This window comes from Acinetobacter sp. YH12231, assembly GCF_013417755.1.
GTDB classification, from domain to species: domain Bacteria; phylum Pseudomonadota; class Gammaproteobacteria; order Pseudomonadales; family Moraxellaceae; genus Acinetobacter; species Acinetobacter amyesii.
This window is the reverse complement of sequence record NZ_VPDJ01000018.1, coordinates 1-13,923: the sequence shown is the minus strand read 5'-3', so window position 1 is coordinate 13,923 and position 13,923 is coordinate 1. Positions and strand designations below refer to the sequence as shown.

Below are 13,923 nucleotides of genomic sequence, written 5' to 3'. Positions count from 1 at the left end.
CTCAAACAGTTGAAAGCTAGGCAATAAAAAACGCACCGAAGGGTGCGTTTTATACTTCACTCGATTGAACTATAGAGCTTCTAACTCAGCCATCACTTCATCGGTAAATTCAACGTTGGTATACACGTTTTGAACGTCGTCAAGATCTTCAAACATATCAATCATTTTGATGATTTTTTTCGCTTGTTCGATATCTGAAATTAACGCTTTAGTTGAAGGGTTCATGACCACTTCGGCGTTATCAGATTTTAAACCTGCTGCTGCAAGTGCATCCTGAACCTCACCGAAAGTTTCAGGTGTGGTGATAACTAGAATTTCTTCTTCGTCCACTTCGATGTCTTCAGCACCCGCTTCTAAAGCGACGTCCATGATTTGATCTTCTAAAGAAACATCTTCAAAAGTAATCTCACCACGTTTGGTAAACATATAAGCTACTGAACCTGCAGTACCTAAATTACCATCAGTTTTCGAGAAGCAATGACGAACGTCAGGAACAGTACGGTTCAAGTTATCCGTCATTGTTTCAATGATGACCGCAACACCACCAACGCCATATCCTTCGTAGGTTACTTCTTTTAGATCGGTATTTTCTTCACCGCCCACACCACGTTGGATCGCACGGTTAATGGTGTCACGTGTCATGTTTGCAACTAATGCTTTTTCAACAACAGCACGTAAACGTGGGTTAGACGCTACATCACCGCCGCCTAAACGTGCAGCTGTCACGATTTCACGGATAAATTTTGTGAATACTTTAGCGCGGCTCGCATCTTGTTTTGCTTTACGATGCTTAGTATTAGCCCACTTGGAATGACCCGCCATGCGAAATATGCTCCTTGTAGATTGGCCTTATGCCTATCAAATTGAGCAAATTCTACCATAATGGCTTTTTTGTGTGAAAGTACTGGATTTCAGGAATTGAGTAGTTGAAAAAAAAATATCCAAATTTGAGAAAATAATGCGAAATGTCTAAACGCCCGTACTGTAATTTTTCTTATGATGAGAATCGGGCTAAAAGGGTGAGCTCTATCTTGATATAACAGGAAGATATAAATGTACAATGCATGGAGCACGTGACATTTATATCTTTAAATACGTAGTTCGTTAAAACGTGAATGGCGCTTAGTCTTTATTTTTAGGTTCTGGGATCACGATATCTAAACCTACTTTATCTTTATAGAGTTGCTTAATTAAAGCTAAATCGTGATCGAGCTCAGTCGGGTAAATCTTGCCAAAAATACCACCTTGTTTGGTTTTTGAGTTGGCATACATTAATACAATCGGCACACCTGCTGCTTTAGCAATATACCAAAAGCCTGTACGAATTGGTTTTCGTGTTTCACCACGTACTGCACGGGTCGCTTCTGGAGCAATGACTAAATTAAATTTTTCGCTAGCTTCAAAATGCTCAACCATTTGAGTCACGATGTCTTTATTGGCTTTACGGTCTACAGGAATACCGCCAATCGCTTCAAGAACAGGTTTAAATGGACCTTTAAAGAGTTCTTTTTTAATCAGCGTGTGAATTTTAATGTCGTAAATTTGGCAAAGGGCCAGTGAAAGAACAGCATCCATCATTGAGGTGTGTTCAAAGCCGACGATCACTTGTTTATTTTCTAAAACATCAGGTTCTACGTGGTATTTCCAGCCTGCCAATTTAAATGCAGATTCGCCAATAAACTTTTTCAACATAGTCGGTGATACGGTGATTTTAAAAAGGTGTAATTTCTGCTTGTTTGGATCATGAGTCAAGAGGATTTAAGTGAGCTTTGATCTGAATTGTGCATATATTTCAAATCAGAATAAGAAGGGGGATTGAAGACTGATACTTTTTAACAATAAATCGGTTAAATTTTATATAGAAAAGCTATCATCATAGATAAAAATACTCTTAAAAATTTGCTAAATATGGCTAGGCACCGTTAGAAATTCTTATTAGACTTTTGTCGTAGGTTAAAACTTTTAACCTGTTGGTCTTAACTCGTTTTCTAACGGAGAACTCAAGCATGATTTATTTAACTGCTGTGTTATTCGCTGTTGCTATGTTTGCTTTGATTGTGATTTGGTCAATTGTTGAGTTTTATTTGGACTTAAGAAAGCCTGAACAGATTGAGTCTTAATATTTGTGCTTTTAAAGTGTGAAATATATAGTATTTCTAAATGTCATGAATCAAAAAACATTTGCTTATAATGAATAAAATAATACCTTTTAAGTATAACAAATCGTGACTTTATTTAAGGGTATCTAGAACTTAAGCTTTTAAATTTTTCTTGAATGTATTTCTTTATAACCTACTTCTCGTATTAACCAATCGTAGCTTACTCAAGTTGACTTGAAGTTTTGTACGTATCTATATGTTATCTGCCATATCTTTTAAAGGCTTAGACAAACTTTACTTAGCTTTTAACATTAAAAAACCCCTTACGATTAATACACGTAAGGGGTTGATTTATATGGTGGGCCCACACAGACTTGAACTGTGGACCAACGGATTATGAGTCCGCTGCTCTAACCAACTGAGCTATAGGCCCTATATTCTGAATGTGTTATTTATCAACAAGTTCAGACGCAAAGCATACTAGCGAAGATTTTTTTAAAAGACAAGCCTTTTTCTTCACGGCTGCACACTAACACAACAAATTGGCTGTAGTTGCAGCAGTTGAGCTTGGATTCGACCAAAATGCACAAAGTGTCGAATCCTATCGTGATGTAAATCACGACAAAAGTTATCAAACAGTCAAAATAACCTTATAATAATGCCCATTCTTGTCAGTACCGTGCCCAAAAGCGCTTAGATTGGTACTGGCCTCACATTTTTAAGTCAATGTCCTACAGTTATTCGGCTTATGTTTTCATTTTTATGTGTTGCACTGACACATAAGAATATTTAGGTGCCCACATGGAAATTAAGGTTAATTATCTCGATAACCTTCGACAAGAAGCCAAATTTGATGACTTCACGGTAATTGCCGACCAACCTATTCGCTATAAAGGTGATGGTTCTGCTCCCGGACCATTCGACTACTTTTTAGCGTCATCAGCATTATGTGCAGCTTATTTTGTAAAAGTGTATTGTGCAGCACGAGACATTCCGACAGAGAATATTCGCCTATCTCAAAACAATATTGTTGATCCTGAAAACCGCTATAAGCAAATTTTCAAAATCCAAGTCGAACTACCTGCGGATATTTCAGAAAAAGACCGTCAAGGCATTTTGCGTTCAATTGACCGCTGTACGGTTAAAAAAGTGATTCAGACTGGTCCTGAGTTTGTCATTGAAGAAGTAGAAAGCATTGATGCAGATGCACAAGCTTTACTTATGCCAAATTTAGCGTCAGAAAGTACCACGTTTATTCCGGGTAAAGATCTGCCTTTAGAAGAAACTATTGCCAATATGTCAGGTATTTTGGCTGGTTTAGGCATGAAGATTGAAATCGCGTCTTGGCGTAACATCGTGCCGAATGTTTGGTCACTACATATTCGTGATGCACAATCACCAATGTGTTTTACCAATGGTAAGGGTTCAACCAAAGAAAGTGCCTTAGCCTCGGCTTTGGGTGAATTTATTGAACGTCTCAATTGCAACTTCTTCTATAACGACCAGTTCTGGGGTGAAGAGATTGCCAATGCTGACTTTGTGCATTACCCAGATGAAAAATGGTTCCAACCCGGCCCAGAAGGCGAGTTACCTACTGAAATCTTAGATGACTATACGCGTGAAATTTATAACCCAGAAAATGAGTTATTAGGCACACATCTATATGACACCAATTCAGGAAATACAGCACGCGGTATTTGTTCTCTGCCATTTGTACGTCAGTCTGATGGTGAAACAGTGTATTTCCCATCAAACTTGATTGAAAATTTATACTTATCAAACGGCATGAGTGCAGGGAATACCTTGGCAGAAGCGCAGGTTCAATGCTTATCTGAAATCTTTGAGCGTGCAGTAAAACGTGAGATTTTAGAAGGTGAATTGGCTCTACCAGATGTCCCTGAAGAGGTTTTAGCCAAATATCCAAGTATTGTTGCAGGTATTCAAGGCTTAGAAGAACAAGGTTTTCCTGTATTGGTAAAAGATGCTTCACTTGGTGGTCAGTACCCTGTGATGTGTGTAACCTTAATGAACCCACGTACAGGTGGGGTATTTGCATCTTTTGGTGCGCACCCTAAACTCGAAGTGGCTTTAGAGCGTAGCTTAACCGAACTTTTACAAGGCCGTAGCTTTGAAGGTCTAAACGATCTACCAAAACCAACTTTTAGCTCAAATGCAGTCACTGAACCAAATAACTTTGTAGAACACTTTATTGACTCAAGTGGTTTGGTGTCTTGGAAATTCTTTAGCGCACAATCAGACTATGATTTTGTAGAGTGGGATTTCACTACAGAAGGTGAAAATGCCAATGCGGAAGAAGCTGCAGCGATGTTTGCGATTCTAGAAGACATGGGCAAAGAAGCGTATATGGCGGTCTACCAGCATCTAGGTGCTACGGCATGTCGTATTTTAGTTCCGGGTTATTCTGAAGTGTATTTGGTTGAAGACTTGGTTTGGGATAACACCAACAAAGCTTTGGACTTCCGTGAGGATATTTTAAACATTCATCGTCTAGATGAAGACGAGTTAGTGTCATTGGTTGAGCGCTTAGAAGAGCTTGAAGTGGATGACTACACGGATATTGTGACGCTCATCGGGATTGAGTTTGATGACAATACCGTATGGGGTCAATTAACGGTTCTTGAGCTCAAACTACTGATCTATATTGCGCTACAAGAGTTTGAAGAAGCAAAAGAGTTGGTTGAAACTTTCCTTCAATACAACACCAATACGGTCGAACGTGGTTTGTTCTATCAATGTATGAATGTGGTTTTAGAAGTTGAATTGGACGATGACTTAGATCTCAATGACTATGAACATAATTTCCGTCGTATGTTTGGTGACGAACGTATGGATGCAGTGATTGGTTCAATGGATGGCAGTCTTCGCTTCTACGGTTTAACTGAAACCAATATGCAACTTGAAGGTTTAGATCGTCATTTACGTCTGATTGATAGCTATAAAAAATTGCATGCTGCACGTGCGAAGTTTGCCAGTCAGAACGTTTAAATCTGGGCTTGTGAATAACGTTACTCATGTGATCATCTATTTGAAAAAACTCTCCTAAGGGAGAGTTTTTTTTGTGCGAAATTTGCTGAAAATTAATCTATATCTGTGATGTTGATATTAATAAAAATCCTTATAACTCAGGTGAATATAAGGGAGGCTTAAAAATAACCGATTATCCGAAATTGTGTCATTTTAAAGTAAAGATATTTGACTCATTGGAAAAATATGATAATAAATTAGCTATGGCGTGTTTAGGCATGTTCATAATATTTCAGGACGAAATATTCAGAAGCACATTAATAAATAAATGGGAGTTTTAACAACATGCTTCAATTATTCAGAAAACTATTTTGCATGCATATTTACGAATACGAGCAAATGGAAGAAATCGGTTCGCACAAGGAATGTCGTAAGTGCGGTGTGACAAAGTAATGCAGAGTCTAAGCCGAAAAAAAAGTGAGCGAAAGCTCACTTTTTTAATGCCGGTCAATATTGAAATCATTAAAATAGAAATACATTCACAGTTTTTATGCAGATATGAGTAAAGATTTTCAAGCCGAGCGTTATACCGTCGATGCCAATATGGCAGATACCATTGCATGGTTATTACAACATCAGGATTGCTTTGAATCTTTTCATTATGATGTGATTCAGCAGCAATTGGTGGTTCAACATGCTAATGGTCAAGACATTATTCGTGAAGGGGATTATTTAAATGCAGGCTATGGAATTTTAATAACAGCACATAACTTTGTTAAGTAAACGATATATTTTCCCTACTCATGGTGATTTAGCCATTTCATTTGTTCGCACCATCTCTTGCATTGCACTTTGATACCTATCACTGATCATTCAATTGAACTAAGCCCCGAACTTCGGGGCTTATTTTAAGCCATTTGCATGGCATCAGTTGAAAGCTGTGCAGCATTTGGTTTGGGCTGTTCAGCCACTAAACCGAGTTTGCTAAATAAAAGTTGATCCTTGCCTTCGCCTGCATTTGGCGTGGTCAGTAGTTTTTCACCAGAAAAGAGTGAATTTGCACCTGCCATAAATGCCAAAGCTTGTTCTGAATCACTCAGGGATTCACGACCTGCAGAGAGTCGAATATAGCTTTTTGGCATAATGATCCGTGCGACTGCAATGGTGCGAATCCATTCGATGACATCGAGTTTCTCAACATCAGCAAGTGGGGTACCTTGAATAGGTACAAGGAGATTGATCGGCACAGATTCAGGGTGAATCGGCAGCGTTGCCAACTCCATCAAAAAGGCGATACGGTCATCACGGCTTTCACCTAAGCCCACAATTCCGCCGCTACAGATTTTCATTCCAGATTGGCGAACATAGTCTAGCGTCGTTAAACGATCATCATAGCTACGCGTGCTAATGACATTGGGATAATACTCACGAGAGGTATCGAGGTTATGGTTGTAATAATCTAAGCCTGCCTCATGTAGGCGCTCTGCTTGAGACTGATTCAGCATGCCAAGTGTCATACAGGTTTCAAGTCCCAGCGCTTTGACTTCACGCACCATTTCTAGCACATAGGGCATGTCCCGTTCATGTGGATTGCGCCATGCAGCGCCCATACAAAAACGCGAAGAACCTGAGGCAAGCGCAGCTTTCGCTTCATTGATGACTTTTTCCACGGCCAGACGTTTTTCAGCCTCTAATCCAGAATCATAATGTGCGGACTGTGAGCAATATTTACAGTCTTCAGGGCACTTACCAGTTTTAATCGAAAGTAAGGTGCTGACTTGAATATGATTGGCTTGGAAATATTCACGGTGAATGGTCTGTGCTTGGAATAATAAATCCATCAATGGTTGTTGATACAACTCTTGTATTTCTGGGTGTGTCCAGTCATTTCGGTAGCTCATAAATAATCCATATTTTCTGCCTAATGCAAATCATCATACGTAAAATTTGCAGACTTCCAAGACTATTTTGTAACATTGAAAGTTGGCTATAGTGCATTAAAATGACTTTTTTAAAGAAGTTTTGATATTTAGGATACTTGCAAAGTTGTGTTAAATGTCAGCACAATCGCTACAATGTTTATTTTAGGCTGAAAAATTGATTTTCTTTGATTGCGCCACTAAGTTTTAGCTTAAATGAAAACTTTGTAAGGATCTGGAAAATATAGAATCAAATCCATTAAAGCATTTTTGAATTTTGTTCTGTAATTGCCCAATCAATATGAACTTGCACGATCGCGTCATGTTTTTCGCGAGAATTTTTTAATGATTGAACAATATTTGAACTGTATGGTGCATTGCCTAAGCCAATGGCGATATTTCGCATAAAGCTTTGATAGCCTGTTCGTCGGATAGGACTGCCTTCCGTGCAGCTTAAAAAGGTGGCTTCATCCCATTGCCATAGATCTAATAAACTCACTTGGTCGAGACCATGACGTGGATAAAAGTCCTCAATTTGAGTTTTATGCGCAAAGCTATTCCATGGACAGATAAGTTGACAGTCATCACAGCCAAACACACGGTTGCCAATGCCACGGCGTAATTCTTCAGGAATGATGCCTTTATATTCGATAGTTAAGTAGGCAATGCATTTACGTGCATCTAACATATAGGGCTCAACGATGGCCTGAGTTGGACAGATGTCAATACAGGCTGTGCATGAACCACAATGTTTGGTTGCCGGAGAATCAAAAGGCAAATCGAGTGATGTAAACAGCTCACCTAATACAAAAAATGAGCCTGATTTTTTATGGATCAGTAAGGTGTGTTTGCCTGTCCAGCCCATGCCTGCATTTTCAGCTAAAGATTTTTCAAACACTGGTGCAGAGTCGGCAAAGGGTCTAGATTCAAAATCTCCGATTTTTTCACGGATGATATTCGACAAGGTTTTTAAACGACCACGCATGACTTTGTGGTAGTCACGACCTCGTGCATAGCGTGCAATGATGGCTGAGTTTGGTTCATCTGGAACATAACGTGGTTTTGGTGTCTCGACCAAATAATCCATGCGGACACAAATGATACTGCGGGTACCGGGGACTAAAAGTACTGGATTGGCACGTTTTTCAAGGTTTTCCTCTAGGAATTTCATATCGCCATGATAACCACGTTCTAAATATTCTTTAAAACGAGGGAGTTCCTCTTGAGCATCTGGCTTTGCGATGACACAATCAGAAAAACCTAAATTTAAGGCTTGTGCTTTAATCCATGCTTTAAGGGTTTCTGGATCATATTGATCGACAGGAATTTTTTGTGCAGGAGTTGAAGCGGCCATAATCATAACAAGGAAAAACAATGCGTCTGCAAGTTTACCATAGCCCTGTTTATCTTAGCCAAAGTATTCAAGCTTGGGAGCAGCGTTGGTTTGCTCAGCACAATAGCAGTTATGGTCTGATGCAGCAGGTCGCATGGTCGATTGCTCAGCAACTCATTCCAATGTTAAAGCAGCAAAATTTAAAAAATATTGCCGTATGTTGTGGGCAGGGTAACAACGCAGGCGACGGCTATCTTACAGCGCAATACCTACAGCAAGCAGGCTTTCAAGTCGATATCTATGCCGCTGAAATTGGAGCATCGAAGGACTTACATTGTGCAGTACAGGAAGCATTAGATCACAAGCTCAAGATCTATACACATTTTGATTTTCAGCGTGATTATGACGTCTACATCGACGCATTATTTGGTATTGGACTCAATCGTGAACTTTCTAATGAATGGCAAGCCATTATTCAACGATTGAATGCATGCATGGGACTCAAAGTTGCGATTGATATTCCAAGCGGATTACATGCCAATACAGGGCAGCCTTTACCCATCGCATTTCAAGCCGATTATACATTTACGGCATTGGGTCTAAAAGCAGGGTTATTTACAGGCCAAGCGAAGGAATATGCAGGTGAAGTTTCGGTGATGGCATGCATACCGACTGATGCAGAACTAGAGCCACTTGCGTATTTGTCTCCGCAGAAAATAGCCTTACCTGCACGTCAAGCCTTTGGTCATAAAGGCAGTTATGGTCATGTTTTGGTTGTTGGTGGGCATGCTGAAATGGGTGGGGCGGTGATAATGGCTGCTGAGGCTGCATTCCATGCAGGTGCAGGTAAGGTCACGGTTGTTTGTGATGCACGACATCACACCGCAATTTTGGCGCGCGCACCGAATATTATGCTACGCGATATCAATGCTTTAACTACAGAAGCGATTCGGCAACTGATCGATCATGTTGATGCGATTAGCTTTGGCATGGGGCTTGGTCGTGACAATTGGGCACAACAGCAGTTTCAGTCATGGTTTCCATTGATTCAGCAGTCAACCTTGGAAATTGTTTTGGATGCCGATGCCTTGTGGTTTCTAGCAGAAACACCTGAAAAATTGAATGCACGCACCTATGCAACGCCACATCCGGGTGAAGCTGCAAAATTATTGGGTATTACTACTGCTGAAGTTGAAGCAGATCGTATACAAGCAATTCAACATTTAAAAGAAAAATTTCAAGGTCAATGGGTGCTTAAAGGGGCAGGCAGCTTGATACTTGAAGATCAACTTTGGATTTGCACCGCAGGTAATGCAGGAATGGGTACAGGCGGTATGGGCGATGTGCTTGCAGGGATGATTGCAAGTTTAAAAGCACAATTCCATCAGCAAATTCATCTGCACGAAATCGTAAGCCTGCATGCTTTAGCAGGTGATGTATTGGCGAAGCCGGGGATGCGTGGTTTGCAAGCGCAGGATATGGCCCAAGCGGTTTATCATGTGGTCAATCATTCAGGAGTTGAAGACTAAAATGCATGCAGTTAAATTGCGAATTCAAGGTAAAGTGCAGGGCGTTGGCTATCGTCGTTGGTTTGAACAGCAAGCGATTGCACTTGGTTTAAATGGTTATGTGAAAAATCTAGTGACGGGCGAAGTTGAAGCGCTGATTATTGGAACTGAAGACGCCATTCATAAAATACTGAAACACAGTCTAGTGGGGCCGTTACGAGCAGACGTGACTAAAATCGATCAGCAAGAAATTCCAATGCATGAATTAGACTATAGCGGTTTTAAAATGATTCGCTAAATTTGATCACTAGATTGAGTGGGCTTTTGAAAACAGAATGAATTACTGCGCTATATGATTTGACGATTATTTATCGACGTCGAGTGCTTACACGGCTTCGGCCACGAGCCATACCACCTAAGGCATTCAGTACAGCCATTTTACTCATACTACCAGACGCATGCGCATGACAAATTGCGGCAGCCAAAGCATCGGCTGCATCCTGCTGGGGTTTGATACTTAGGTTCAGAATACGCATAACCATCATTTGAACTTGTTCTTTATCTGCAGCACCATAGCCGACCACTGATTGTTTAATTTGACGTGCAGTATATTCAGCGACTTGTAAATCTAAATTGGTTAAAGCGGCAATGGCAGCACCACGTGCTTGACCCAGTTTTAGGGCTGAGTCAGGGTTTTGAGCCATAAAGACTTGTTCAACCGCAGCTTCAGTAGGCCCGTGAAACTTTACGATACGATCAATACCAGCAAAGATACGTTTTAAGCGTTCAGGCATTTCTGTTGTTTCGGTACGAATGGTGCCAGCATCGACAAAACGTAGTTTAGAACCATCCTTTTCGATGATGCCGTAACCAGTTAAGCGTGACCCAGGGTCAATACCGATAATTAATGACATGTTTGCCCTATTTGCCCTTTAAAAATAAAATAATGCCCATATTGTTACATAAGCGTGTCAAAAAAGCTTGATAGTGATTGAGCAGTTGAACGCAACACCTTAAATTAATTTACTGAGATTTGTTTAATTTTCATGAAATTATTTCTTCTGATTTTAGCAGGCTTGATCCTGGAAGTGTTTGTCTGGATCGGTGTGGGCGACCTCGTCGGCAGCATGTGGTATGTCTTTTTCTGGTTCGTGGCGGCCTTCTTTATAGGGATGAATATTATCCGTAAATATTCATCAGGTCTGATGCCTCAAATGCAGCAAATGCAAGCGGGTCAAATGAGTAATGATCCAGCTTTAACAGGAAACTTACCAAAAATTTTGGCTGGTTTCTTGTTGCTGTTGCCGGGCTTAATCTCAGATATTATGGCACTACTTATTTTGATTCCGCCTGTACAAAATGCCATGAAAGCGGTCATGATGAAAACCATGATGAAGCGCCAACAAGCCATGATGGAAAAAATGATGGGTGGCATGATGGGCGATATGGGAGGCATGGGCGGTGCTCAAGGTCAGAACCCATTTGCAGATATGATGCGTCAAATGCAAGATATGCAAAATCAGCAATCAGGTCGTGATTCATCCGTTATTGATGGTGAAGCTCGTGAAGTGACACCAGAAGCGAAACAAATTGAACTGAAAGATGTTAATAAAAAATAAGTAACTCAGTTTGAAAGGCCGAATGTGTATTCGGCCTTTTTTTTGCGTAAATTTTGATATGGCCTAAAAATAAACCTTGTGTTGCCAACAAAAAAATTGAACAAGCGATATAATCTTCACGTTTTAATTCAAATGAATCAGCTTGCATGTCACTGTTATTCACCATCTGTGCGCTACATTTTGTTGCGCAGTTGAGTCCCGGTCCAGATGTATTATTAATTGCTAAAAGTGCAGCATCAACAACCCGTGCAAATACTTTAAAAATTATTGCTGGGATCTCTGTCGGGATTGTGGTGTGGGTCGTTTTAACCTTATTGGGCTTTACGGTTCTGGTTGAGCAATTTCCATGGATACAACAAGTTTTAATGGCTGTTGGTGGATTTTTCTTAGCGAAAATGGGCTGGGCAATGTTTAGTGGCGGGCTTAAAAGTTTAAATCAAACAGCCAATTTAGAAGACGGGCAGGCCTTAAGTCAGCAGAAAACTGAAAATTATTTCTTATTAGGTTTATTTACGAATTTAGCCAATCCGAAAACGCTGATATATTTTAGTAGTGTGTTCTCACTGGCGTTGAGTTCATCAGCCAGTAGTAACCTAAAAGCACAGCTAGCTGTCATCATTCCGATTCAAACCTTTATTGTGTTTAGTTTGTTTATGATGATTATGTCTTTGCCTAAAATTAAAGCACTCTACCAACGTTCGGGTAGTTATATTGATGTGGTTTCAGGGGCGTTATTTTTAATTTTTGCGATTTGGCTGTGGTTCGACGCAATTAGAATGTTCAATCTTCAATAGCTGCAAACATATTGCTGTCAGCAAAGCGAAAGCCAAGTATTAAAACTTGGCTTTTTTTATGTCCAAGTTCTATTGCTCTGGATTGGTTTGATCTTGGTCTTTAGACGGTGCTGTATTTGATGGATCTTGTGCAACATCGGTAGTTTCAGCATGATCACGATAACGGTTTGGCTTGAGGGTAGTTTCGGTATTTTCAGAGCCTTTGTATGATCGGCTACGATTGGCGCGTTCACGTAAACCGCCTTTTTTGATTAACTGCACCATCATCTAGAACCTCATTGCTATCGCCATAGTTTAAAGAATTTTCCTCGTGAAGATAAGTAAGCAGGGCGATGCAAGCGCATAAAAAAGCCTGAAATCATTCAGGCTTTCATCATTTTAATTTCTCGCTTTGAATGACTTTAAAGCAACTGGATAATAGCGCTTAAATACGGATTGTATGATATTTAGGCATTGCCAGCTTGTTCATAGGGCTATATTTGGCTGTTGTAAAAAAGCTTAATTTTTACCATCCTGCTTGAGTACTTCAAAGATGTTGAGTTGGGTTGTCGCTTCAGTATCGTGCTGTTGCAAATACACTTGAACACTCTTAAATAGAATGGCAACAGCCAAACAACTGAGTATGCAAAATATCCAAAAGCCATATGGGCTACGGATATTATGCGAGCCACATTCGGAACATTCTTTATCGCTTGAAGCCAATACTTTATTGCAACAAGCACAGTGATATTGATAGTGCATTGCGTTTCTCCATTTAGTCGAATTTGACCAACATTCTTGTTGTTATTGTCAACCATCAATCCGTGATGATTGTTTTATCTTAATGTGCAAATAAGCTGCTGTACAAGTTTTAAACGGTTTGTTTTGCTCATTATTGTGTAAGTGAAAAGCGTCAGAGAGTTAAATATTTGTTTTATTAATAATTTATAAATGAAACAAGACATGAATTTTCAGACATAAAAAAAGCCAGTTCGAAAACTGGCTTTTGCTGTTCTGTCTAAATTGAATTATTGACCAGAGCGGATGATGTAATCAAAAGCAGATAATGATGCTTTCGCGCCTTCACCTGTTGCAATGATGATTTGTTTGTACGGTACTGTTGTACAGTCACCGGCAGCAAATACACCTTTCACATTGGTTTCGTTGCGCTCGTTAATTACGATCTCGCCACGGTTTGAAAGTTCAACTGCTGTTTCTTTTAAGAAATCAGTGTTTGGTAACAAACCGATTTGTACAAAGATACCAGCCAATTCAATTGTTTTGATTTCATCTGTTGCACGGTCTTTGTAGTTCAATGCAGTCACTTGTGAACCATCACCGACCACTTCTGTAGACAATGCATTCATGATCACAGTGGTATTCGGTAAGCTGTTTAACTTGTCTTGAAGGACTTGGTCAGCACGAAGCTTCGTATCAAACTCAACTAGCGTTACATGTTCCACAATACCTGCAAGGTCAATCGCCGCTTCGACACCTGAGTTACCACCACCGATCACTGCAACACGTTTACCTTTAAACAATGGACCGTCACAGTGTGGACAGTATGCAACACCACGAGTACGGTATTCTTGTTCACCCGGAACGTTCATTTCTCTCCAGCGTGCACCTGTTGAAAGAATCACTGTTTTAGATTCAAGTTTTGCACCATTCTCTAAAGTCACTTCAA

Annotated in this window: 14 protein-coding genes and 1 tRNA gene; 6 read left to right on the top strand and 9 right to left on the bottom strand. The window is 40.1% G+C overall.

The features are described from left to right. Positions 1–69: 69 nt before the first annotated feature. The 3 genes from FTV11_RS11925 to FTV11_RS11915 all read right to left on the bottom strand — a co-directional run bounded on the left by FTV11_RS11925 (position 70) and on the right by FTV11_RS11915 (position 2,532). A complete protein-coding gene (locus FTV11_RS11925) occupies positions 70–822 on the bottom strand; it encodes a YebC/PmpR family DNA-binding transcriptional regulator (RefSeq protein ID WP_111886000.1) in 753 nt (250 codons plus the stop codon). A gap of 300 nt (positions 823–1,122) precedes the next feature. Beyond that, on the bottom strand, positions 1,123–1,692 hold the full coding sequence (locus FTV11_RS11920; RefSeq protein ID WP_078194352.1) for a 1-acyl-sn-glycerol-3-phosphate acyltransferase: 570 nt from the start codon (positions 1,690–1,692) through the stop codon (positions 1,123–1,125). Between the two features lie 763 nt (positions 1,693–2,455). Then, positions 2,456–2,532, bottom strand: a tRNA-Ile gene (locus FTV11_RS11915). Positions 2,533–2,900: 368 nt separating this feature from the next. Here FTV11_RS11915 and FTV11_RS11910 point away from each other — a divergent pair. Beyond that, the gene (locus FTV11_RS11910) at positions 2,901–5,105 is read left to right on the top strand and encodes an OsmC domain/YcaO domain-containing protein (protein ID WP_180074053.1); all 2,205 of its coding nucleotides are present in this window, start codon (positions 2,901–2,903) and stop codon (positions 5,103–5,105) included. Positions 5,106–5,642: 537 nt separating this feature from the next. After that, entirely contained in the window at positions 5,643–5,867 is a 225-nt protein-coding gene (locus tag FTV11_RS11905) for a hypothetical protein (protein ID WP_180007368.1), read from the top strand. Between the two features lie 125 nt (positions 5,868–5,992). On the opposite strand, the gene bioB is transcribed toward FTV11_RS11905, so the two are convergent. Both bioB and queG read right to left on the bottom strand, forming a co-directional pair. Beyond that, complete coding sequence (gene bioB / locus FTV11_RS11900) at positions 5,993–6,985, bottom strand: biotin synthase BioB (protein WP_180012144.1); 993 nt, start codon at positions 6,983–6,985, stop codon at positions 5,993–5,995. 277 nt (positions 6,986–7,262) lie between these two features. Further along, positions 7,263–8,357 carry a tRNA epoxyqueuosine(34) reductase QueG gene (gene queG / locus FTV11_RS11895; RefSeq protein WP_180074052.1) on the bottom strand — a complete coding sequence of 365 codons (1,095 nt, stop codon included), beginning with the start codon at positions 8,355–8,357 and terminating at the stop codon, positions 7,263–7,265. A 20-nt stretch (positions 8,358–8,377) separates the two neighbouring features. On the opposite strand from queG, the gene FTV11_RS11890 reads away from it, so the two are divergent. Together FTV11_RS11890 and FTV11_RS11885 are read left to right on the top strand one after the other, a co-directional pair. Beyond that, positions 8,378–9,865, top strand: a complete 1,488-nt coding sequence (locus FTV11_RS11890; RefSeq protein WP_180074051.1) for an NAD(P)H-hydrate dehydratase — start codon at positions 8,378–8,380, stop codon at positions 9,863–9,865. A gap of 1 nt (position 9,866) precedes the next feature. Beyond that, entirely contained in the window at positions 9,867–10,142 is a 276-nt protein-coding gene (locus tag FTV11_RS11885; protein WP_180074050.1) for an acylphosphatase, read from the top strand. Between the two features lie 70 nt (positions 10,143–10,212). Here FTV11_RS11885 and ruvC read toward each other — a convergent pair whose 3' ends face one another. Further along, complete coding sequence (gene ruvC / locus FTV11_RS11880) at positions 10,213–10,758, bottom strand: crossover junction endodeoxyribonuclease RuvC (RefSeq protein WP_078189034.1); 546 nt, start codon at positions 10,756–10,758, stop codon at positions 10,213–10,215. Positions 10,759–10,890: 132 nt separating this feature from the next. Here ruvC and FTV11_RS11875 point away from each other — a divergent pair, with 132 nt between their 5' ends. Both FTV11_RS11875 and FTV11_RS11870 read left to right on the top strand, forming a co-directional pair. Further along, entirely contained in the window at positions 10,891–11,463 is a 573-nt protein-coding gene (locus FTV11_RS11875; RefSeq protein ID WP_078189033.1) for an FxsA family protein, read from the top strand. A gap of 146 nt (positions 11,464–11,609) precedes the next feature. Beyond that, entirely contained in the window at positions 11,610–12,257 is a 648-nt protein-coding gene (locus FTV11_RS11870) for a LysE family transporter (RefSeq protein WP_180007363.1), read from the top strand. 69 nt (positions 12,258–12,326) lie between these two features. On the opposite strand, the gene FTV11_RS11865 is transcribed toward FTV11_RS11870, so the two are convergent. From FTV11_RS11865 to FTV11_RS11855, 3 genes are all read right to left on the bottom strand, one after another. Then, positions 12,327–12,521: a hypothetical protein gene (locus tag FTV11_RS11865; RefSeq protein ID WP_111885752.1), complete on the bottom strand. Its 195-nt coding sequence runs from the start codon at positions 12,519–12,521 to the stop codon at positions 12,327–12,329. Between the two features lie 234 nt (positions 12,522–12,755). Then, positions 12,756–12,998: a hypothetical protein gene (locus tag FTV11_RS11860; protein ID WP_078192893.1), complete on the bottom strand. Its 243-nt coding sequence runs from the start codon at positions 12,996–12,998 to the stop codon at positions 12,756–12,758. A gap of 266 nt (positions 12,999–13,264) precedes the next feature. Then, positions 13,265–13,923, bottom strand: a 659-nt coding sequence (locus FTV11_RS11855; protein ID WP_180074049.1) for an FAD-dependent oxidoreductase, incomplete at its 5' end; no start/stop codon positions are given.